Origin of the sequence: Arthrobacter sp. CAN_A6 (assembly GCF_015751715.1) — a bacterium.
GTDB lineage: Bacteria > Actinomycetota > Actinomycetes > Actinomycetales > Micrococcaceae > Arthrobacter_D.
Genome location: NZ_JADOUV010000001.1, coordinates 470,655 through 492,328 on the forward strand (window position 1 = coordinate 470,655; position 21,674 = coordinate 492,328).

23 protein-coding genes are annotated in these 21,674 nt (G+C 64.2%); 9 read left to right on the forward strand and 14 right to left on the reverse strand.

The features are described 5' to 3' along the window. Positions 1 to 29: 29 nt before the first annotated feature. The gene (locus IWX75_RS02375; protein ID WP_334684050.1) at positions 30 to 536 is read right to left on the reverse strand and encodes a MarR family winged helix-turn-helix transcriptional regulator; all 507 of its coding nucleotides are present in this window, start codon (positions 534 to 536) and stop codon (positions 30 to 32) included. Positions 537 to 638: 102 nt separating this feature from the next. Between IWX75_RS02375 and IWX75_RS02380 the strand changes: the two genes are divergently transcribed. After that, the gene (locus IWX75_RS02380; protein WP_334684051.1) at positions 639 to 2,840 is read left to right on the forward strand and encodes an MMPL family transporter; all 2,202 of its coding nucleotides are present in this window, start codon (positions 639 to 641) and stop codon (positions 2,838 to 2,840) included. Between the two features lie 141 nt (positions 2,841 to 2,981). Here IWX75_RS02380 and IWX75_RS02385 read toward each other — a convergent pair whose 3' ends face one another. After that, a complete protein-coding gene (locus IWX75_RS02385) occupies positions 2,982 to 3,986 on the reverse strand; it encodes an SRPBCC family protein (RefSeq protein WP_196820628.1) in 1,005 nt (334 codons plus the stop codon). After that, positions 3,986 to 4,228, reverse strand: a complete 243-nt coding sequence (locus IWX75_RS02390; RefSeq protein ID WP_196820629.1) for a hypothetical protein — start codon at positions 4,226 to 4,228, stop codon at positions 3,986 to 3,988. The genes IWX75_RS02385 and IWX75_RS02390 overlap by 1 nt, the downstream gene beginning before the upstream one ends. A 329-nt stretch (positions 4,229 to 4,557) precedes the next feature. Between IWX75_RS02390 and IWX75_RS02395 the strand changes: the two genes are divergently transcribed. Next, on the forward strand, positions 4,558 to 4,845 hold the full coding sequence (locus tag IWX75_RS02395) for a DUF1905 domain-containing protein (protein ID WP_196820852.1): 288 nt from the start codon (positions 4,558 to 4,560) through the stop codon (positions 4,843 to 4,845). A gap of 142 nt (positions 4,846 to 4,987) precedes the next feature. Here IWX75_RS02395 and IWX75_RS02400 read toward each other — a convergent pair whose 3' ends face one another. From IWX75_RS02400 to IWX75_RS02425, 6 genes are all read right to left on the reverse strand, one after another. Continuing rightward, complete coding sequence (locus IWX75_RS02400; protein WP_196820630.1) at positions 4,988 to 5,779, reverse strand: ZIP family metal transporter; 792 nt, start codon at positions 5,777 to 5,779, stop codon at positions 4,988 to 4,990. Positions 5,780 to 5,966: 187 nt separating this feature from the next. After that, positions 5,967 to 6,893, reverse strand: a complete 927-nt coding sequence (locus IWX75_RS02405; RefSeq protein WP_334684052.1) for a DUF1206 domain-containing protein — start codon at positions 6,891 to 6,893, stop codon at positions 5,967 to 5,969. A 445-nt stretch (positions 6,894 to 7,338) separates the two neighbouring features. Then, entirely contained in the window at positions 7,339 to 8,421 is a 1,083-nt protein-coding gene (locus tag IWX75_RS02410) for an alpha/beta fold hydrolase (protein ID WP_196820632.1), read from the reverse strand. A gap of 256 nt (positions 8,422 to 8,677) precedes the next feature. Further along, a complete protein-coding gene (locus IWX75_RS02415) occupies positions 8,678 to 9,445 on the reverse strand; it encodes an SCO1664 family protein (protein ID WP_196820633.1) in 768 nt (255 codons plus the stop codon). Beyond that, positions 9,445 to 9,999 carry a DUF3090 domain-containing protein gene (locus IWX75_RS02420; protein WP_196820634.1) on the reverse strand — a complete coding sequence of 185 codons (555 nt, stop codon included), beginning with the start codon at positions 9,997 to 9,999 and terminating at the stop codon, positions 9,445 to 9,447. The genes IWX75_RS02415 and IWX75_RS02420 overlap by 1 nt, the downstream gene beginning before the upstream one ends. An 18-nt stretch (positions 10,000 to 10,017) precedes the next feature. Continuing rightward, positions 10,018 to 10,716, reverse strand: coding sequence for an MSMEG_4193 family putative phosphomutase (locus IWX75_RS02425; protein ID WP_196820635.1), 699 nt, complete (start codon positions 10,714 to 10,716; stop codon positions 10,018 to 10,020). A 285-nt stretch (positions 10,717 to 11,001) separates the two neighbouring features. On the opposite strand from IWX75_RS02425, the gene dnaK reads away from it, so the two are divergent. The 6 genes from dnaK (at position 11,002) to IWX75_RS02455 (ending at position 16,651) form a co-directional block, all read left to right on the forward strand. Continuing rightward, a complete protein-coding gene (gene dnaK, locus IWX75_RS02430) occupies positions 11,002 to 12,876 on the forward strand; it encodes a molecular chaperone DnaK (RefSeq protein WP_196820636.1) in 1,875 nt (624 codons plus the stop codon). Between the two features lie 2 nt (positions 12,877 to 12,878). Next, entirely contained in the window at positions 12,879 to 13,586 is a 708-nt protein-coding gene (locus tag IWX75_RS02435; protein WP_196820637.1) for a nucleotide exchange factor GrpE, read from the forward strand. Positions 13,587 to 13,744: 158 nt separating this feature from the next. Next, a complete protein-coding gene (locus IWX75_RS02440; protein ID WP_196820638.1) occupies positions 13,745 to 14,743 on the forward strand; it encodes a DnaJ C-terminal domain-containing protein in 999 nt (332 codons plus the stop codon). Positions 14,744 to 14,823: 80 nt separating this feature from the next. Further along, positions 14,824 to 15,264, forward strand: coding sequence for a heat shock protein transcriptional repressor HspR (locus IWX75_RS02445; protein WP_196820639.1), 441 nt, complete (start codon positions 14,824 to 14,826; stop codon positions 15,262 to 15,264). A 112-nt stretch (positions 15,265 to 15,376) separates the two neighbouring features. Beyond that, positions 15,377 to 15,940 carry a hypothetical protein gene (locus IWX75_RS02450; protein WP_196820640.1) on the forward strand — a complete coding sequence of 188 codons (564 nt, stop codon included), beginning with the start codon at positions 15,377 to 15,379 and terminating at the stop codon, positions 15,938 to 15,940. A gap of 9 nt (positions 15,941 to 15,949) precedes the next feature. Then, positions 15,950 to 16,651, forward strand: a complete 702-nt coding sequence (locus IWX75_RS02455) for a PspA/IM30 family protein (RefSeq protein WP_196820641.1) — start codon at positions 15,950 to 15,952, stop codon at positions 16,649 to 16,651. Here IWX75_RS02455 and IWX75_RS02460 read toward each other — a convergent pair. Genes IWX75_RS02460 through IWX75_RS02475 form a run of 4 tightly spaced genes read right to left on the reverse strand, consistent with a single transcriptional unit; the run spans position 16,623 to position 19,590 of the window. Next, complete coding sequence (locus IWX75_RS02460; protein ID WP_196820642.1) at positions 16,623 to 17,189, reverse strand: DUF5655 domain-containing protein; 567 nt, start codon at positions 17,187 to 17,189, stop codon at positions 16,623 to 16,625. The two genes, IWX75_RS02455 and IWX75_RS02460, sit on opposite strands and share 29 nt — an antisense overlap. A gap of 55 nt (positions 17,190 to 17,244) precedes the next feature. After that, on the reverse strand, positions 17,245 to 17,982 hold the full coding sequence (locus IWX75_RS02465; protein WP_196820643.1) for a YsnF/AvaK domain-containing protein: 738 nt from the start codon (positions 17,980 to 17,982) through the stop codon (positions 17,245 to 17,247). A 47-nt stretch (positions 17,983 to 18,029) separates the two neighbouring features. Further along, positions 18,030 to 18,833 (reverse strand): DUF2382 domain-containing protein, encoded by an 804-nt coding sequence (locus tag IWX75_RS02470; RefSeq protein ID WP_196820644.1) that lies wholly within the window; start codon positions 18,831 to 18,833, stop codon positions 18,030 to 18,032. After that, complete coding sequence (locus IWX75_RS02475) at positions 18,817 to 19,590, reverse strand: YsnF/AvaK domain-containing protein (protein ID WP_196820645.1); 774 nt, start codon at positions 19,588 to 19,590, stop codon at positions 18,817 to 18,819. The genes IWX75_RS02470 and IWX75_RS02475 overlap by 17 nt, the downstream gene beginning before the upstream one ends. A 133-nt stretch (positions 19,591 to 19,723) precedes the next feature. Between IWX75_RS02475 and IWX75_RS02480 the strand changes: the two genes are divergently transcribed. Further along, the gene (locus IWX75_RS02480; RefSeq protein ID WP_196820646.1) at positions 19,724 to 20,410 is read left to right on the forward strand and encodes an SDR family NAD(P)-dependent oxidoreductase; all 687 of its coding nucleotides are present in this window, start codon (positions 19,724 to 19,726) and stop codon (positions 20,408 to 20,410) included. 19 nt (positions 20,411 to 20,429) lie between these two features. Here the strand turns inward: IWX75_RS02480 and IWX75_RS02485 are convergent, their stop codons facing one another. Beyond that, entirely contained in the window at positions 20,430 to 21,662 is a 1,233-nt protein-coding gene (locus IWX75_RS02485; protein WP_196820647.1) for an MFS transporter, read from the reverse strand. Positions 21,663 to 21,674: the final 12 nt, after the last annotated feature.

The window sequence follows — 21,674 nt, forward strand, 5'->3', positions numbered from 1 at the left end:
CCGGCGGAAGGCCTTCTCCCGCTTTCGCGTCATATTCCGGTGCCATCTTTTCCCGGAGCACTTGTTCCGGAGCCGTCTTTCCCGGCGTCCCCTTTGGCGGCGATCGTGGCGTCGGTGATGCGCTGCATCATCCGCTCAAGAAGGGCGAGCTCGGCGTCGTCGAATTCATCGAGCGCCGTATTGATGTGTTGTGCCAGCGGGGCGAACAGCTTGCCGCCGGTTACGCGCGCTTTCTCGGTCAGTTCGAGGTGCACCTGACGCCGGTCGACAGCGCTGCGGGTGCGGGTGACGTGGCCCGCGGTGTCGAGCCGGTCCACCAGGGCGGTGGTGGCGGGGGAACTCAGGTTCAGTTCCTCACGCAGCATGCCCGGCGTGACAGTGGCGCCGGCGCGGGCGGCGCCCATCATGATTCCGAGGGCGTTGAGGTCGGTTCGGTACAGCGCGTCCTTGGCGCTCGCCGCCTCGATGTACCGTTCGGTCTCGGAAGTGAACTGGCGCATCAGGTCGATCAGCCTGGCTCGGTTCGTACTGGACATGGAGTGCACCTCGATTCAGAACCACTTTAGGCCCTTCCCCAATTATCTCCATGATAGATATAGTCATTCACAGAGATAATTTTTCCGGAAGGCATGGGTATCGTGAAAGCCAAGTGGTTGCGTGTACTGCTCCCGGTCGTCGTCGTCCTGATCTGGCTCCTCGGTGCCGGGTTCGGTGGGCCGACCTTCGGCAAGCTCGATACCGTCTCCAGCAACGACCAGGCGTCATTCCTGCCGGCAAGCGCGGAATCCACCGAAGCGGGGGAGCTGCAGGAGCAGTTTCGGAACTCCGACGCCGTTCCGGCGGTGATCGTCGCTGAATCCGAGGGGGAGATCGCCCTCCAGGAGCTGCCCGCCTATGAAGAGGTGGCCCGTGCCCTCGGGAATGTCGAGGGCATTGAGCCTCCAGCCGATGGCGCCCCTGCCGTTGTCGGTCCCATTCCCTCCGAGGACCTCCGGGCGGTCCAGTACCTCGCCTTCGTCGCGTCGGATGCCGAGCTCGGCGAGGTTGTCGTTGAACTCCGCTCGGTGCTGAACGAGGAGCTGCCCGACGGCGCCGTCGGGTATGTGACCGGCCCTGCCGGCTTCACCGCCGACCTCGTCAGTGCCTTCGGCGGGATCGACGGCATCCTGCTGGGAGTGGCGCTGGGAGCGGTCTTCCTGATCCTCCTGGCCGTCTACCGATCGGTGATCCTGCCCTTCCTCGTTCTCCTGACCTCGGTCTTCGCGCTGGCCACCTCCATCCTGCTGGTTTTCGCCTTCGCGTCATGGGACTGGATCCAGCTGAGCGGCCAGAGCCAGGGCATCCTTTCCATCCTGGTGATCGGAGCCGCAACGGACTATGCGCTGTTGCTGGTGGCACGCTTCCGGGAGGCTTTGGGCGAGCACGAGTCGAAATGGGAGGCCATGAGGGTGGCCTACCGAGGATCGGTGGAGCCCATCGTGGCCTCCGGAGCCACGGTGATTCTCGGACTGCTCTGCCTGCTGTTCTCGGACCTCAATTCCAACCGGAGCCTCGGCCCCATCGCCGCGATCGGCATCGTGTTCTCGGTCGCCGCCGCGTTGACACTCCTCCCCGCCTTGCTCCTGCTCTTCGGTCGTTCCGCCTTCTGGCCGCTGCGGCCCAAGGTTCACCCAGTGCGGCCCACGTCCGTTGAGGAACCCGTCCCGACTACGGCGGCCGTTGCCGCCGCTCCGGGAACGGAGCAGCTGCGCGGGGTGTGGAAGCGGATTGCCGTACTGATCTCGCGTCGGCCGAGGGTTCTCTGGATCGCGTCAGTGCTGGTGCTCGCCGCGGGAGCACTCGGACTCACCCAGCTGCAGGCCAGTGGCGTGCCGCAGTCGGCCCTGATCCTCGCGCCGTCGAACGCCGTGGACGGCCAGGACGCGCTTGCCCGGCACTTCGATGCCGGCGCCGGCAGCCCTATCGCCGTCGTCGCTCCGGAAGCGGACCGGGAGGCGGTCCTCAGCATTGTCGGCGCCGAGCCCGGAATTTCGGAGGCCACACTGACCACGGATCCGGCAGGGGCCGCCGTCGTCGAGCAGGGCCGCGTCCTCATCAGCGGGACCCTTGAATACCAGGCGGATTCGGATCAGGCCGAGAACGTGGTGCGCAGCCTCCGGACCACCCTCGACGACGCCAGTCCCGACGCCCTCGTGGGCGGCGTTACCGCTATCGCGGTGGACACCAACGACACCGCGCTCGCGGACCTCGGCAGAATCATCCCGATCGTGCTGGCCGTCGTCCTGGTGGTGCTGATGCTCCTGCTGCGCGCCGTCGTCGCGCCCGTGCTGTTGATCCTGAGCGTGGTTCTGTCCTATGGGACAGCGCTGGGGGTGTCGGCGCTGGTGTTCAACAACCTGCTCGGATTCGAAGGCGCGGACGCTTCGGTGCCGCTGTTCGGGTTCGTGTTCCTGGTGGCGCTCGGGGTCGACTACAACATCTTCCTCATGACGAGGGTGCGTGAGGAGTCATTGCGGATCGGCACCCGGCCCGGAATTCTCCGAGGGCTGGGCGTGACCGGCGGGGTCATCACCTCAGCGGGCGTGGTGCTTGCCGCGACATTCGCGGCGCTCGGCATCATTCCCATCCTGTTCCTCGCGCAGATCGCTTTCATCGTGGCGTTCGGCGTGCTGCTGGATACGGTCCTTGTGCGGTCCCTGCTGATTCCGGCGCTTGCCTACGACATCGGACCGAACATCTGGTGGCCGTCGAAACTGGCGAGGTCGGAACCGTCGAAGCCGGCGGGGAGGCACCGGGCGGTCGACGCTATGTCGACCCCGACACCGCAGCAAGCGTCCTGACAGGAAACCGCAGCCCGCTGACAACCCGAGAACTGGACGTCGGAATAAGGAACCGCCGCACGAGCCAGTTCCGCAGGAGGCGCCGATTCATCGGAGGCCATCACCAGTTTCGGGTTCGGTCGGTTCGCGTGTGTGGTCTTGTCAGCGGAAGCTACGGCTGATACCCGCACCGAGCTGGAAGGCAGTCAGCCAGAGCAGGAAATGTCGAACGGGGTGCAGCGGCAAGCCGACGATCCGTCGCCACCCTGTGCGTCGGTTCCACGATGACGTCAGGCGCACCTGTGTTCCGCCGGGCGTATCGGCGAGGTCGATCACCAGCGTGTTGGTGTTGCCTCGCTCGAGGTCGGGGTAGGTGGTGCGCCAGCTGATGTGATGTGGCCGGTCCGCGAGGAGAAGCTCCATCCGTCGCCGACGGTATTGGTTCCTGATCCGTATCGGCTTTCCGTTCGTATGTCGGGTGTGCGGGTGGACGGTCCAGCTATCGCTTTCCTGAGGGAACGGGCGGGGGTTCTCCCCGAGGTCAGGAAGGTCGACGGATCCAATACCGGCATTCCACACGGGCATGCGGGAGGGATCCGCCAGGAGTTCCCAGACTGCCTCGATGGGCGCTGGAACGAAGACTTCCGCACGACCCACTATTTCCTCGCGGGACTGGGTCGGCTGATCGCTGGAGGGAGTCCGGTGACGTTCTTCGGTAGTGAGGGCAGTGAGTATCTCGGTAGCAGAAGTGTCCAGACGACCGAGCAGAGCCCTGATGAGACCGCTGGGTTCTTCCAATAGTTCACGCAGCACGGAGGAGGAGTTTCCCGCGTTCTTTCCGCCGGCGTGCTTGAGGATTTCCAAAGCGCGAGGCGTCCATTCGTATCCGCCTGTTTCGTGGAACACGATCCGTTGCGAGCAGGGCTCGTCGGCCGCGATGCCGATGCTTTCCAGCTGGGTCGCGTGCAGCGCCTCTACGGCATTTCGTGTCTGGTCTAGCGAGATACCAACCGAGCGGAGGGCTCGACCGGCAACCTGGTCATTGATGACCAATGCCATGAAGAGATGTTCCAGATCGGCGTCGCGTTGACCTCGACGCGATGCCTCTTCCATAGCAACCAAGGACAGCTTCTGCATCGTGGCTGCCCTTGCCGACAGTGACGTCACTACTTCCTCCTCGGTACAGGGATCTGCGGGTCGATGCGCCTGATGTACTTTTTATGCACGGCCTGACGGCTCACGCCGAGCGCATCCGCGATCTCCAGCCATGTCAGTCCTGCACGCAGGGCCGCTTCTACCTGACGGAGCTCCAACACATCAGTGAGAGCACGTAGGGAAACAATGGCCCGCAATCCAGCCTGTGGATCATCCGGGTTCGTGGCTGCTTGAGTCAGCTCTACCGCTTCCATGCGAGCAACCTACATTGCTATGAGCCAGTAGGCAACCTTGGTTGCTAAGGTTGCTCGGCAGCCGACCATCTCATCCTGATCAAGCGCGACACTTCGTGCCGACAACCGATCCCTTGCGGACTGCGATCAGTCAGGGCGGACGGAGGCCAGGTAGAAAGAGTGCCCGACCGGATCGAGCAGCGCCACTGCTCAGGGGCTGGTGGGTGTCCTACGGGTCAAAGGACCGATAAGCCGATCGCCCACCCGACGACCTTCAAGCCTGATGGACAGTCCGGTGACTCGTGAGGCACCCTGATCGGTAACCGGCTTGGACAAGGAAGGCGATCGTGATGAGCACGATTTTGGGTCCCATGGATTTACGGTTCACCGCCCCGATAGGAGTGGAGGTCAGGGGTGACGTGTGGTCGTGCGTCGAAATTCCCGATTCGAAGGAGCTGTTCGGCACGGGCAAGGCGGTGAAGGTGACCGTGAGCGTTGATGGCGAGCCGCTGGCCGTTGCCCTGATGCCGACCGGGATGGGTGGTCACATGCTTTCGATCAGCGGCAAGCTGCGGAAGAAGATTGGTAAGGACATCGGGGATGACGTTGCGGTGCACATCTCGGAGCGCCTGACCTGAACCGGCGGGGGTGTCCTCCGTGACGGATAGGGTCGAATTCTCCTCAGGCGCGAGCAGCGGTCCGGCGTGCGGTTCCGTGAGTGTGCGGACCCCGGATTCAATCTTATGAAGGTGTGTTTTTTGTTCTAATGCCGTGGGTGTGTCACATGAGGGATAGAACGAAAGAGAGGACGAATCCGGCGGCGGTGCTGAGGGCTACGGCTGGCCCGCCGTGCTCGTAGGCTTCGGGCATGAGAGTGTCAGCTAGTGAGGCGATGACGGCTCCGGCAGCAAAAGCCAATGGTAGTGAGATGGTTTCCGGGTCAGCGCCTGAGAGTGGCCCGGCGCCAATCACGACGGCGATTACGAGTAGTACAGCGCATGCTCCCCAGAGACCGAGTATGGTGCCACGAGACTTGCCTTGGCTGCGCATCGAGGATGCTCCGACGAGTGCTTCGGGCAGGTTGGAAACAAAGATCGCGGCCAGCAGGGCTAGTCCGCCCGTTCCGCCGCCAAGTGCGACGCCCAGGGCAATGTTTTCGGGTACGCCGTCGAGGGTGACCGCGGCCAGCAGGGCCATGCCCGCGGCACCGCGGGTGGAGGCCTTGGTGGGGGAGCGCTCCGTAGCGGCGGAATCGGTGTCGAGTTTGGGACTGCCCTCGTACTCATCCGCAGGAATCGGCTGGGAACTGGGTTGGGCCCAGCGGTCAAGCAGTGCGCTCAGTGCCGTGAAGACCACGGCGCCTGCGAGAAGACCGATCGCTGCGCGCCAGATACCACCTTGCTCGAAGGCGTCCTCGAAGAGCTCGAACGTCAAGGCGGTGATAAGCGATCCTGCGGCAAAGGCCAAAAGGACTGCCAGCACGCGCTTGGGCAGTTCAAAGCGTGAACCGATGAAAGCACCGATGATGAGGGCGCTGGAAGCTATCACGCCGAACAACAATGACGTTGCCATGACGTCAGTATAGGAACGTGGACCCCGGGCGGGAAGGGAGTCACAAGCCGATGACTCAAGACATTGTCCGAGTGGTGATCCGCTTCCCGGATCGGGGTTTTTGGCGGTTCGGCTCGGGGTGCCGTTTTCGTCGGTTTAGCCGTCGGTCGTGGGGCTGGTTGTATGCACCAAGGTGGCAAGCGTGATGCTACATGCGGTCCAGTGGTGCACGGGCAATGCTGTAAAGCCCATAGCACATGAGCCCTATCGCGATGATGGAGAGGGCGACCGTGCCAAGGGACTGTTCTTGCAAAGACTTCAATGCCCCGTCCAGGCCGGTGGACTCTTCGGGGGAGGACGTTACTGCGGCCACGATGATTATTGAGCCCACGACCGCCAAAGCCAGGCCCTTGGCCAGATAGCCAACCGAACCCAGAACATGAATCACTGTGCCGCGAGTCCCTGAGGCTTGTTTCTCAAGGTCTTTGAAGTACCGCTTGGTGGCGCCCTTGAAAAGGTAATAGCACCCTATGGCGATGATCCCTGCTCCTACAGCAACCAACAGTGCTGCACCTAAGGGCGCTGATAATAGGGCCGCGGAAAACTCCCGGGCTTCGGCGCTGCTATCGGTTTCGCCGCCGAGGGCATAGACACCGAACGACACGGAAATGGCGGCATACCCACCCGCCTTGAAAGCGGCCTTTGTCCGCTTCGTAAGCCTTTCCTTCTTGTCCCGGTGCTTCCACCGGAAAGCGGCTTCGCCCAGCTGAAAAAATGCGAGAGCCGCCGATCCTAGGAAGCTGGCCCATAAAAGGAGGTAACCACCAGGTAGGTCGGCAAGGGCTTCTAATGCTCCTGATCGTTCAATGTCGCCCCGGGCGCCGGCTGCCACGCTAATGGCGATGATGCCAATGACAAAGTGCAGCATTCCGTTAGCGGCGTATCCGGCGCGTGCGCATACCTCGAAAGCTGTCGAATCGGCCGCGTCTTCGAGACGGCCGATGACCTTCATGCCGATACGACCGAACTCGCGTGCTTCGGTCTTCCACTTCTGGGCCGAACATATTGCCTCATATCGCATGTGCCCGCCAGCCTCTTTGTTGTGAAATCCATGCCTGTTCCACGCAATCTTCATTCTCCTTCAAAGGACGACTCGCCGCCTGAACCGACCGTTGAGAGGTTGTCCGTAGACGTCCACGGACAACCCAGCGTCCATCGTTCGAGAGTGCCCTGTCAGGCAATGCACCGATGTTCTTCACCTTGCCAGAGCCTCGAGGTCGGTACGATCGATCACGAGGCGAGCGATCGCCCGTGCCGTTGTTCCGTGTTGGAGTCGCGCGCCCGCTGCGACTATATCGATGGCGCGCAACGGCGCTCATCGCTCCCGGGCGCCCGTGCGTGCATTTCGGAACACCGCCCTTGCGGTCGTGTTGCTGCGAAGTGCACCCGCGAGGCCGCCACTTGCGCACTGAGGTCGAGCGCACTGAGGTCGAGCGCACCCCCCGATTCGGGCTCAGGTCCAACACTGTTCGAGGGCCTCGTCGACCGCGGTGCCCTCGATCGACTTCAGTACTCAACTATCACTTGTTGTCGTGGTGACCTGAACCCGACCGTCCCGCCGGTCTGGAGAGATAGGGATTGGTGGTGGCGAGGTGGCTCGTGATCGCCGAGATCACGAAGGGCATGTCGGGGTATGGGAACGGGTGACCGGCGTCTTCCAGCCACAGGCCCGAGGCGGAAGGTATGGCGGCAGCGAGTCGGTGACCGTGCTCGATCCGCAAGAACGCATCCGCGTTCCCGTGAATCACGAGGGTGGGTGCTGTGATCGTGCCCAGTAGCGGGTATCGGGAGCGGGTCACCGCGACGGCAACGTGGTGCTGCAGCAGTGCACGGAGGTTGAGTCCGTTTCGTTCGCGCAGGTCGTATAGAACGATCCTCGTCCATTCCTCCACATCGACAGGTTCGTCTCCGCCTTGCGCGACCAGCCCGGCGAGGAGCTCCTTCACGAGATTGGTTTCTCCGCCGAGCAGGCGGTAGCGCAGCAGTGGAAAGCCCGCTATCGCGGACTGGATCAGCGGCCAGGCCTGAGGTCCGGGCATGGAGGTGTCGGTTGGGTCCGCAGATGTCGACATGAGGGTGAGGGACTGGACACGCTCGGGGTAGGCAAGCGCGACCTCTTGAGCGACGAAACCACCGAGGGAGAACCCCAGCACGTGAGTGCGAGCGATGCGAAGGTCGTCGAGGACGGCGATCGCATCGCTCGCCATGTCGATCAGCGAGTAAGGATGCTTTCGGCTCCAGCCCGTCATCCAACTCGAGGCGCCGGTGCCCCGATGGTCGTACCTGACCACGCGGTATCCCGCCGCCGACAGGGCGCGTAGGAACATCGGCGGCCAGAACAACGAGCCCACACCGAGTGAGGAGTTGAGCAATACGACACCCTTCTCCGCACCGACAGGAGGGATGGACTCGTACCAGATCCGGACCCCGCCGGACTGTGCGTACCCCGATTTTCCGTTGATGACTCCCGTGACGGGGCCGGCGCGGATGCGCGCAATCGTTTTCCCGGCGCCGGGCGGCAGATCAGGCCCTCGGCGCGTCAGAAGTGCCGCGAGTCCGGCAAGACCCAACGCCGCCGATGCCAGCACCAGCCACTTCCTCATCGGCTTAGCGTAAGTGACGACCCAGGCTTGCGTCGTTACCCTCTGGATCAAACTTCTGGCGCCCGTTTCCTAGCGTTCGCGCAGCTTCCGCTGCGCTGAGGGAGGATCAGACAATTCGAGGGCGCGGATTACGAACATTGCCTCAATGCCAATGACTGTAGCGTTGGTTTCGAATCCCGGCGATGGGCTCCGTCAATACTTTGAGATTCATGCCCTCAACGTCACACAACCTGCGAAGTCCGTAGCCGCAATTCCTTCAGAACAGCGGCCAGGGCACCGCCGACATCTCGCCGCTCGGAGCCGGAAACCGCCCTGCCGAGCGCAACCGGGCGCAGCGTGCGGCGAGCGAAGCGATTTCTTCGGCGGTGAGCAAATCCGCCAGGTCTCGGCCCAGCTCACCGTGCAGTCCTTCGCTGACACGATCGATGCCGGCGAGCTCCTCGGCGGTGAGCGGGTCTCCCAGCCACCCCCACAGCACCGTGCGCAGCTTGTGATCACTGTTGAAGGTAAGTCCATGGTCCACGCCGTGTCGGTGTCCGTCCCCCATGGCGAGGACATGGTCGCCTTTGCGGTCTGCGTTGTCGACGACGACATCGAAAACGGCCATGCGTCGCAGAGCCTGCGAGTCTTCGTGAATGAGGGCGACTCGTCGGTTGTTCTCGTCCCGACCCTCGAGAACTTGCTTCCATCCGGTCTCCGGTACATTGTCGGCCGCGACCAGATCAACCGCCGTCTGGTCCGGGTCCGTCTCCTGCCACAACTGCACCATTCCCTCGCCGAACGGACCATCGCGCAGCCACGTGCGCGGCACGATGTTCCAGCCGAGAACCTCGGAGACCAGGTAGGCGGCAAACTCCCGGTGCGCTAGGAACCCGTCGGGAAAGTCCCACAACGGCTTCTCGCCTTTGATCGGCTTGTAGACGACCGCCGCGTCGCCGATGCTGCCCAGGAAGGTTGCGTTTGAAGCCGTCGTGATGCGACCGGTGAGCTTCAGCTCGGCGGTCACCAGGTCGTGCGCCGGCATCAGACCTCGGGAAGCGTGCAGATGTGTCCGTCGGCGTCAATGGGGTAACCACAGCGCGAGCAGATCGGACGCCCGGCGCCCACGACCTCGCGGGTGCGCTTGGCGAATGCGCGGGCGGTGCCGACCGGCATTCGCACTCGTAGCACCTCGGGCGCGTCAGTGTCATCCTCATTCGACGATTCGTCGTTTTCATCAGCATCGACGTCGGTGAGCGGGTAGGCCTCGATGACGACCTGCAAGATCGATGGGTCCCAACCCAGGCTCATGGCGCCGGTCCGAAACTGCTCCTCGACGGCCTCGAGCTGGTCATTGTCGACGAGTTCGACGGGAGTACTCGTGGGAACGCTGAAGGGGTTGCCCTCAAGGCTGATGAGCTGGTCGAGAATTTCGTCGATCTTCTCGGCGAGCAGGGCTGACTGCTGCTTCTCGAGGGCGATACTCACGATCTGCTTCCCGGAGCGCACCTGCAGGTAGAACGTGCGTTCCCCCGGAACGCCAATGGTGCCGACGACGACCCGATCGGGCCAGGCAAACTCGTGAACGATTGTGGGCATATAGGTATTTTAGGCGTATCAGGTCCGCGGCGCTTGCTGTCCCGCACCGCCACCCACCGGTGCATCGCTGGAGTGGATGTTGTTCGACAACCACGACAGATCCCCCGCATCGGTATTGGTGGCGTAGACGCTCGGCCGACTCGTGCCGTAGCGCACGATCGATACGGAGGCGGGACCCACGTTGATTCGCTGGAACAGGTCGAGGTGCATGCCGAGGGCGTCGGCGAGGATCGACTTGATGATGTCACCATGACTCACCGCCACCCACACAGCCCCTGGCCCGTGCTCGGCTTCGAAGGCTGCATCGTGGCGTCGAATCGCTGCCACAGACCGAGCCTGCATCGCGGCCATGGATTCGCCGCCGGGAAAGGTGACGGCGGATGGCTGCAACTGCACAACCGACCACAAATCCTCGGTTGCGAGCTCACTGAGTGTGCGGCCCTGCCACTGGCCGTAATCGCACTCGGTCAGATCGAGATCGACCGGCGCGTACGTGCTACCGGCCTGGCGATCGAGGATGAACTGGGCGGTCTGCTGACAACGCTCGAGGGGGCTCGACACCACCCCGACGACGGGCACGGCCGCGAGCCGGTCTCCGGTCAGTGCCGCCTGGTCGCGCCCGACCTGGTCCAGGCTGACGCCGACGGTCCGACCGGCCAACAGCCCGGTGGCATTTGCTGTGGTGCGGCCGTGCCGCACGAGAATAACTGTCGCCATCCACCCAGCCTAACCATCCGCTCGACGACGGCGCCCTCCCATACTTACGAGAATATGCCGACCGTGGATCAATGCGCAGCAGGGGCGGCGGACGAGGGCCACCGGACCTGCCCCTCGAACCTCTCGCCAGGGCAAGAACGAAGACTTGAGCGCACGAGGCTCAATGCGATTTGAACGGCAGGCGCCGCTCCGGTATAGTTGAGCGCAGAACGCTCAATCTACGCGCCCATCGATTGGATGGAACTTGAGTGCTCCTCCCATTCGGGCTTTCGAAAGGAAAATTGCATGTCACGTGCAGTAGGCATTGACCTCGGAACCACCAACTCGGTCGTCTCGGTCCTCGAGGGCGGCGAGCCCACCGTCATCGCGAACGCCGAGGGCGCCCGCACCACGCCGTCGATCGTCGCCTTCTCCAAGTCGGGCGAAGTGCTGGTCGGCGAGATCGCCAAGCGCCAGGCCGTCAACAACATCGACCGCACCATCGCCTCCGTCAAGCGCCACATGGGCACCGACTGGAGCGTCAAGATCGATGACAAGAAGTACACCGCGCAGGAGATCTCCGCGCGTACGCTGCAGAAGCTGAAGACGGACGCCGAAAGCTACCTCGGCGAAAAGGTCACCGACGCCGTCATCACCGTTCCCGCATACTTCAACGACGCCGAGCGCCAGGCCACGAAGGAGGCCGGCGAGATCGCGGGTCTCAAGGTCCTGCGCATCGTCAACGAGCCCACCGCTGCCGCACTCGCCTACGGTCTCGACAAGGGCAAGGAGGACGAGCTCATCCTCGTCTTCGACCTCGGCGGCGGAACGTTCGACGTCTCCCTGCTCGAAGTCGGCAAGGACGAAGACGCATTCTCCACCATCCAGGTCCGCTCCACGTCCGGTGACAACCGCCTCGGCGGCGACGACTGGGACCAGCGCGTTGTCGACTACCTGCTGGCGCAGGCGAAGGCGAAGGGCGCAGACCTGTCGAAGGACAAGATCGCCCTCCAGCGCCTCAAGGAAGCAGCCGAGCAGGCCAAGAAGGAACTGTCCTCGGCCACCTCCACCAACATCTCGCTGCAGTACCTCTCGGTCACAGCGGACGGCCCCGTCCACCTCGACGAGCACCTGTCGCGTGCCAAGTTCCAGGACCTCACCAAGGACCTGCTCGACCGCACCAAGAAGCCGTTCAAGGACGTCATCGCCGAAGCCGGCATCAAGGTCGCCGACATCGACCACATCGTGCTCGTGGGTGGCTCGACCCGCATGCCCGCAGTGAGCGAGCTCGTCAAGGAACTCGCTGGCGGCAAGGAGCCCAACAAGGGCGTCAACCCCGATGAGGTCGTCGCCGTCGGTGCCGCCCTCCAGGCCGGCGTCCTGAAGGGTGAGCGCAAGGACGTCCTGCTGATCGACGTCACCCCGCTGTCCCTCGGTATCGAGACCAAGGGTGGCATGATGACCAAGCTCATCGAGCGCAACACCGCCATCCCCACCAAGCGGAGCGAGACCTTCACGACGGCGGACGACAACCAGCCGTCCGTAGCCATCCAGGTCTTCCAGGGCGAGCGCGAGTTCACCCGCGACAACAAGCCGCTCGGCACCTTCGAACTGACGGGTATCGCACCGGCCCCCCGCGGCGTCCCCCAGGTCGAGGTCACCTTCGACATCGACGCCAACGGCATCGTCCACGTCTCGGCGAAGGACAAGGGCACGGGCACCGAGCAGTCCATGACCATCACCGGTGGATCCTCCCTCTCGAAGGAAGACATCGACCGCATGGTCCGCGAGGCTGAAGAGCACGCCGCCGAGGACAAGACGCGCCGTGAAGCAGCAGACACGCGCAACGGTGCCGAGCAGCTCGCCTACTCCGTGGACAAGCTGATTGCCGACAACTCGGACAAGCTGCCCGAGGAGGTCAGGACCGAGGTCCAGGCCGACGTCGACGCACTCAAGAAGGCGCTCGAGACGCAGGACAACGACGACGAAGTGAAGGCCGCGTTCGAGAAGCTGCAGTCTTCGCAGTCGAAGTTGGGCGAAGCGATCTACGCCCAGGCCCAGCAGGAAGCCGGCCAGCCAGGCTCGGATGGACCTGCAAATGACGAGTCCGCTTCCACCGGCGCCGACGAGGATATTGTTGACGCCGAGGTTGTAGACGAAGACACCAGCGAAAAGAAGTAATCATGCCGCACCACGGAAACGAAGAAGAGCATCAGTCGGAACCGGTAAGTTTTAGCGACAACCGCAAGATTGACCCTGAAACGGGCAAGGTCCGTGGGCAGCAGAAGGACGCCGGAAACCCGGCACCGGAAACCCCGGTGACCGGGGAGCCGGTGCCTGATCCTGACGCGCTGGATGGCGAGGTGCTGGACGCCGAATCCTCCACCGCCCGGGATGAGGCGGAGGGTGACGCCCTCGCCCAGGCCGAAGCGATCCTCAACGAGGCAGGCGTCGACGGCGAGTCCAACCCCGCGGTCGACGTCGTCGCCGAGCTTCGCGACGACCTGCTCCGGCTGCAGGCCGAGTACGTCAACTATCGCCGCCGGGTCGAGCGTGACCGGGATGTGGCGAGGGACCAGGCAGTGATCGGTGTCCTCAACTCGGTCATGCCCGTGCTCGATGACATCGACGCCGCTCGCCAGCACGGTGACCTCGCCGAGGGCCCGTTCGCGGCGATCGCGGCCAAGCTCGAGAACGTCCTCAAGGCATACGAGCTGACGCGCATCGACGAAACCGGTGTGGCCTTCGACCCGAACATCCACGAGGCACTGATGCAGCAGCCCAGCGCGGATGTCACGACGGACAGCGTGAACCAGATCCTCCGCGCGGGGTACCGCAAGGGGGAGCGGGTCCTCCGGGCCGCCCAGGTGATCGTCGCAGTGCCGGAGTAATCAGTGCCATGATCGCCGGGACAGTCCCCGAACGGCGGCAACGAAATATCTGCGGGCCCGGCGGCCCTTGGAATATTGAAGCCGCCTTCCTCGGAAACTGTCTCGGCTGCGCTGCTTACTCACCCATGTATTAGACGAACGACGAAAGGAGACACCAATTGGCTAGTCAGGATTGGGTCGATAAGGATTTCTACAAGATCCTCGGTGTCTCCAAAGACGCATCGGATGTCGACATCAAGAAGGCATACCGGAAACTCGCACGCAAACACCACCCTGACCAGAATCAGGGCGACGCCGGCTCCGAACGGATGTTCAAGGATGTGTCCGAGGCCTACTCGGTCCTCTCCGACGCCGAAGAGCGGCAACAGTACGACGCCATCCGCGCCATGGGCGGGGGAGCGAGGTTCTCTGCTGGAGGAACAGGCGGCGGGGGTCAGGCCGGCGGATTCGAGGACGTCTTCGGCAATCTCTTCGGGCAGGGCGCCGCTCCCCGCACCCGTGGCGGGGCACGCGGCTCCAACGGTTACAGCAACCTGCCGCCCGAATTCGCCGACCTCTTCGGCGGCGGCGGGGGCGCAGGAGGATTCTCCGGAGGTTTCCAGCCTCCGGCACGCAAGGGCGCCGACCGCACGGCGAGCACCACCATCTCCTTCGCCGGTGCCATCCGGGGAACTACCGTCGGCCTGCGTGAGCCATCAGGTGAGCAGATCGATGTGCGCATTCCCGCCGGGATCAAGGAGGGCCAGAAAGTGCGAGTGCGCGGCAAAGGCCAGACAGGCCCTGCCGGCACGGGCGACCTCATGGTCACCGTCCACATCAAGGACCACCCCTTCTTCCAGCGCGACGGCGACAATATCCGCGTACACGTGCCCGTCACCTTCCCCGAGGCCGCCCTGGGTGCGCAGATCGAGGTGCCCACACTGTCGGGTGACCTGGTGAAGATGAAGGTGCCCGCAGGAACGCCCTCCGGACGTACCCTGAGGTTGAAGGGCCGTGGCGTGTCAACCGCCAAGGCCGCAGGGGATCTGTTGGTGACGATCGACGTCGTTGTTCCCCAGAACCTCTCGAAGGAGGCCGCGGCCGCGGTCGAAGAGTTTGCGAAAGCCACCGCCGATGCCGACCCGCGCGGATCCCTGGCAGAGAAAGCCCGACTGTAGCCGGCGGAGCCAGTCCCCGACCATAGCGCCCACGCGATACGAACGACGTGTAGTCAGCACATCGGAAGGAGGTTCTCGGTATGGATTCAGCGATCCCCATCTATGTGATTTCCGTGGCAGCCGAACTCGCCGATATGCACCCTCAGACCCTGCGCCAGTACGACCGGCTCGGCCTCGTCATCCCGAGCAGGGCGCCCGGGCGGGCCCGCCGGTACTCGCCGAAGGATGTGGGAACGCTTCGGGAAATTCAGCGTCTGTCCCAGGAGGGTGTCTCATTGGAGGGTATCCGGCGGATCCTCGAGCTCGAGAACCAAGTGGCTGCGCTGCAGTCCCGGGTGCAGGAACTGGGCGCGGAGCTGGCGCTCCGCCGCAGCCAGCCGGACGCGAGCCGCGTGTTCGCGGCCGGGCTCGCCGGCGACGTCGTCACCCTGGCCAGGGGCAAGCGCCCCCGTCCACGAAGCCAGGCCCTCATGGTGTGGCGGCCGGATCCCCAATCCAGCGGCGACAAACGGGTCCTGTGAGGAGCCGGCCGCGCTGGCCATCGGCCAGGGCCGATCTGGATAATCACGCGTGCTCAGGGCAGACTAGAGGCATGCGCAACCATCCACAACCCTTCCGGAAGATGTTGGTGTAATGGACTCGTTCATCGAGATTCTTGCCCTGGGCGTAGGTATTCTGACGGCGACAGGAATAGGCACCGCCGTTGCCGGATGGGTGGTCGTCCGAAAGGTCAAACGCTCCCGCATCCTCCAGCGAGCAGCAGGGAACAGCGTACTCGCAGCAAAGTCATTTGCGCCGGACAAGGCCGTTCGGGAACCCGCGAGACTGATCGGCGAGATGCGCCGCTCCAGCAGGGCGACCCGGGGTGCGATCGAGGAAGCCACCCGGCACGGGTGGCCGGTGGGCCATCTGCCGCAGGCAGCCCAGGACCTCGATCGTGCAATGCTCTCGCTTGAGAATCAACTCCGCATTGCCGACCGGGAGCCCAACCGGGCGCTCAAGGGTGAATGGACAGCGGACCTCGCGCAGCAGGCGCGTGCCCTCGATGAACTCTCGGCGGACCTCCGCAGGTGCCTGCTCCAGTCCAGCCGGTCCGTCGATCAGCTGCAACTCGAACAGGCCAGTTCCCGACTGACCGCGGAGATCAGCGCCATGCAGTCCTGGCGGAGCTCCTACGGGTCCCGGCAGGCCTGGTAGGACGGCACAGTGTCGATCAAGCGTCGGATCACCCGCATCGTCCAGGCCAATCGTGCCGCTGCGCAGGCATCGAAAGAGGATCCGCAGGTCAACGCCCGGCACGCGCAGGACCAGCAGCAGGGCATGCTCGACCGCGCGAGACGTGCGGCGGCCGACGTCGCAGCCCACCGCCGGCGCATCGAAATAGCGGCCTCCGAGGCCGGGGCCTACACACAGTACCTTGATGAGCAGGCGGCTGCGGCGGTCCAACGGGGCGACGACGAGACCGCGCGCAACGCTATCCGTGAAGGCATCGGTGCCCGTAAGCGTTATGACCTGCTGGCGCAGCAGTTCTCGGAAGCTGACCGGCAAAGCCGGCAGTTGCAGGCTGATCTGGAGCGCCTTGAGCGCCGGATCTTCGACAGTTCCCTCGAATACCAGAGCATGCTGGCACGGCGTGCTGCTGCAGAGGCGGCCCTTGGAGTGCAGGAGTCGATCAGCGCCTCGTCGAGGGCGTCGTTCGGTGCCGAAGCCGCCCGCAGGGAGGCCGAGCGGGAAGTGCGCCGGCTTCGAGCCCAGGCCGAGGCACGGGAGGAGCTGGCCTGGACGGACCCGTCGTCGCCGCGCATGGAACAGGCGTTCGAGGAACTCGAAGCCGAAGCTGAGACGCAGCAGGAACTCGAACGGTTGAAGAAGTCGCGGGCTACAGGCTATCGTCCCGGGCAGCGGTAAGCGCGTCCAGGACGGCGTCGTCGACGTCGGCCGGTTCCCGCAGGCGCAGGCGCCAGGCGAAAGGGTCGCCGGCGGAGCGCACGGGTTCGAGCGCTGCCAGGTCCGATAGGTCCACCCGCACGAAGACGTCGACGGTCGTCCTGTTCGTCGGTGTCACCTGGGCGAACTTGCGGCGCGGGGTCTGCAAAGAGACGTAGGTCTTGCGCATCTGGATCTCCACGTTGTCCGCGGACTGCGCCCACAACAGCAACCGGTCGGCGATGGGCCGCAGCGCAGGCCTGTCGGCGTACTGGGCTTCGATCAGCTCATCGGCGGATTTCAGGAAGAATTCCGGGTAGCCGAACATCTCCCAGTCGATGCTCATGAGGTTGTAGCCGGTGATGCCCTGGCCTTTCAGCCATGACGACAGGGACTCCCTCGTGGTGATACCCGCGTTTCGAGCCTCGTCTGCCCACACCGTCGCGCTGCGTCCCGTGGTCCGATTCAGACGCTCCGCGCTCGAGTCGACCATGCTCTGCCAGGTCTTGATCTCGCTCATTCACCCACTGTAGTAGAGGTGTGGCCTGCAGAGTCTGCTCAACCAGTGGGGCATTTCAGGTGAGCTCGGTTGCTTCGATGACCTCCTTACGGACTTCGCCGCTGACCGTCTCCGCCTCGGTGATTGTCTCCTTGGTCAGGGTGATCCGTTCAACGGGGACGGTTTCGAGTTCGATAACGGGCCGTTCCTCGTAAAGGACGATCTCGTACTCTCCTTCATCGAAGGGAGTGCCGATCCTCTCCACGCCGGGGGCGGCCGCGATTGCTTCGCCGGCGTCTCCCGCCGGTAGGTGCTCGATCCGGATTTCCTCACGACGCACGGGGATGGTCTGGGTGACGGTCTCGGTCACGATGTATTTGTGGATACGGACTTTGCCGCTCTCCCTGGTTTCGGTGCCTACCCTCAGTCGCTCCTCCGAGCGGGTCATTCCCGGATCCGTCGCGCCTGACCCGGCCTGGGCATCCTGTCCCGCCGCAGGCATCCTCAGACCGTAGTGGCGGAGGAGCTGTTCCTCCTGATCGGTGTTCAGGCTTTCGACGTCCGACATTCTCGGTGAGCCTTCCACCAGTGCCTTTCCGTAGGGGACACGAAGATCGCGGCCGTCCACGGCGGCTCCGGAGAGCGGGACGAGCGCTGTCGCATTGCCGGAAGAGCCTGTCCCGACGAGGATCCAGGACGGCTGCCCGGTTGCATCATCGACGAAGACCCGTTCGATGGAACCGAGGTTCCCGTCCTCCGTCAGGACCTGACCCTCCGCATTGATCAGATCGGCTATTTGTTCATGGGTAATCATGGGTATCTCCTCGAGCTGGGTCTGGGATTGGGAGGTGCGGTCGATGGTCAGCGGAGGGGAGTGGCGTCGTCGAATCCACCGGACCCGTCGACCCCGGTGACCCCGTCCGTCTCCAGGCGTTCCTTCCGGACCACTTCGTTCACCGTCTCGGTGTGGGTGACCGTGTCCTTGGCCAGCCGAACCCGTTCAACCGCGACGGTTTCCTTCCCGACGACCGCCCGTTGCTCATGGAGGGTGATCTCGAACACCTCTTCACGGAGCTCCGCATTTCGGGGCGCCTTCTTGCGGTTGGCACTGGAAATGGGCTCACGCTCGATGCGCACCTCCTCACGGGATAGCGGAACGGTTCGCGTAGCGGTTTCGGTAACGACATATTTCCGCAGACGGACACGCCCGGCCTCGCGCCGTTCGACGCCGATTCGCAGCTGCTCCTCGGAAAGTGTCAGTGCAGGGGCTTCCGTCGAATCGGAGGAGGGTGCTACCGATGCTTCGCTTTCGGACAAGGGCGTACCAACCGCGTCGGTCGTGCCGGACTCTCGCAGGCCGTAGTGGCGGTAGAGGAGGTGCTCCTCCTCGGGGCTGAGGTGGCCGTCGCGGTCCACCTTCGGGGCGTCCTTCACCCTGTCCTTCGGATAGGTCACCCGAAGATCCTTCCCATCGATCACGGCGCCTTCGAGCGGGATGAAAGTTTCGGAGGTTCCGAACAACCCGGTATTGACCGTCACCCAGCTTGCCCGGTCGGTGTCGTCATCGACGTAGATCTGACCGATGGGACCAAGCTTGTCGCCGTCGCTGGCGAAAACCTTGCCACGACCCCTGAGAAGGGTGTTGACATCATCCTGCGTAATCATCGGTGCTCCTTGTAGCTGGCATTTTCTCGGGGGCGGAACCGGCGAGGGTGCCGGTGTCGACAACTTCCTTGCGGAGGTCAGCGGTGAGGGATTCCTCGGTGAGGATCATGTCCTTGCTGAGCCGGATCCGCTTCACGGCGACGGTCTCCATCCGGACGACGGGGCGCTCCTCGGAAAGCACGATCGAATAGCGGCCATTCTCCAGTTCCGGACTGCTGATCTCCACGCCCGGAGCGGCGCCGGAACCCGCACCGACCGCGGGGCTCGTGCCGGGACCGACGGCGGAAACGGCTTCGGTGTCCTGCACCTGTTCGATCCGGATCTCCTCACGGCGAACGGTGATCGTCCGCAGAACATTCTCGGTGACGACGGTTTTGGAGAGACGCACCCTTCCCAGCTGCTTGGTCTGGGTGATCACCCGGACCTGCTCCTCGGACCGCACGATCACCTGACCTGCTGGCTGGCCAGGATCACTGCGAGCCGCTGTCCCGGCGGCGATGTCTTCAGCGCCGGTGCGTTCTCCACCGGTGGCCGTCCGGGCGGCCATCTTTTTGCCCTTGCGGCCCTTCCTGCCGGTGGACCCGGTAGTTGCGGAAGGAGCATCGGTTTCGGGAAGAGCCGCCGCGCGGCCGCTGCCCTTGGGTGCCTTCTTGTTGACATGGCCGGAGATCCCTGATCCCGGAGCAGGGACATCAGTTGCCCGGTCGAATCCGCGGACGTCCCCAACCGGAGGCTCCCCCTGTTTCCGTGTAACCATGCTGTTCCCTTCCGTCAGTACAACCTTCGGTCGCCACATCGACGCCCTCGCCACTCCACATAATAGCAAGCAGGCTTAGCAATTAGTGACGAATCTTTCAGGGTCCCCGGAACCGGATTGGTAAAGTCGCCGTATGACTGAGCTCAGCGGTTCCCATTTCCTGGTCGTCGGTGCCACCGGGGTTCTCGGAGCCGAGCTTTCTCGAAGGCTGGCGGCGCTGGGAGCGCGATTGACGCTCTCGGGGAAATCAGCAGCGAAACTGCAGGCCCTGGCGGACGAACTCGGCAACGCCGTCGAGGGGACAGTCGCCGCAGATCTCGGAAAGGCGGGCTCGCCGACGGAGATCGCGGCGGCCGTGTATGGCAAGGAACTGAACGGACTGGTGTTCGCCGCGGGAGTCGTCGCCTTCGGACCGGCGGTTGCTGTGGAGGACGACACCCTCGATGAGCTGATGCTCGTGAACCTCCTTGGATACATGCGGCTCATGCGCGAAGTAGGTCCACAGCTGGTAAGGGATTCTGTGGTGGTGCAGGTGAGTGCAGTGGTTGCCGAGAGCCCGACTGCGGGGATGGCCGCGTATTCGGTGACGAAGGCAGGACTCAGCGCTTACGGCAAGGCGCTGACCCTCGAACTGAGGCGCCAGGGCGTGCGGGTGATAGATGTCCGGCCTCCGCACACCGAGACGGGGCTGGCTGCGCGGCCGATCGCCGGCGACGCGCCCCGGCTGCCGCAGGGCAAGGACCCGGGTGCTGTGGCGGACCGCATAGTGCAGGCGATCGTCGACGGGGAGAAGGACCTGCCGTCGTCGTCGTTCAACTGACCGCACAGGAACTGGGAGCCTATCCGGGTGCGGGCTGTGCCCCCGGCGCTGAACGCAGTGCCCCTGCCGCGATGATCCCCGCGAGGACGGCCAGGCCCGCGGCGAAGCCCGCGACGCCGAGCCAGCCGAAACGCACGAAGAACAGGCCACCCGTCCAGCCGAGCAGGCTCGAGCCGGCGTAGTAGGAGAAGTTGTAGAGACTCGAGGCCTGGCCACGGCCCAGCGTGGCCAGGCCCGGCGTCCAGCCCGCCGCAATGGAATGGACGATGAAGAATCCGCCGGTGAAGATCAGCAGGCCCACCAGAATCCACGGAATCGAATCCGCCAGGGTCACGGCCAGGCCGACGACCATGACCGGAATGCCGGCAAGGAGTACAGGCAACCTGCCGTACCGAATGGTGAGGCCCCCGGCGATCCGGGACGTCGCCGTCCCGGCGAGGTAGGCAAGGAACATCAGGCTCGCGAGGGATTCCGGCAGCAGGAACGGCGGCCGCTCGAGCCGAAATCCCAGGTAGTTGTACACCGCCACGAAAGCTCCCATGAGCAGGAAGCCCTGCGCGTACAGGGCGAAAAGGCGCGCCGAGCGCAGATTCAGCGCCACACGTTGCCAGAGCGGTGGACCTGCGCCGGGGACAAACGCCTCGAAACCGCGTGGGCGCGGGGCAAGCCAGAGGAACGCCGCCGCCGAGAGTGCCGCGACGGCACTCACGCTGAGCACCCCCATCCGCCAGTCACTTGCTTCAGCAACCGGCCCCGCGATGATCCGCCCCGTCAGCCCACCGATCGTGGTCCCTGCCACGTACGTGCCCGCAGCCACCGCTACGTGGAGTTTTTGGATTTCCTCGTGCAGATAGACAAGGGCAACGGCGGGAATGCCGCCAAGTGCCGCGCCCTCGGCGAACCGGATCAGCAGCAGCACCTCGTACGTCGGCGCTGTGGAGACGAGGAGGCCCAGCCCGACGGCGGTGCTGATCGCCCACGCCATGGTCTGCTTGCGGCCCGCGCGATCCGCCACCCAGGACCACGGAATGACGGCGAGTGCCAGCCCCAGGGTGGCTGCGGACACGGTGAGCGCTGCGTCGGACGGAGAGACGGCGAAGCTCCGGGCAAGCCCGGGAAGTACTGCCTGCACCGAATAGAGCTGGGCGAAAGTGGCAACTCCCGCGAAAAAGAGGGCCAGGAGCACCCGCCGGTAGCCGACGCTGCCCTTGGCATGTCCCGGCCAGGGACTGCCCGCGTCGAAACAGCTCATCTGGACCGGCAG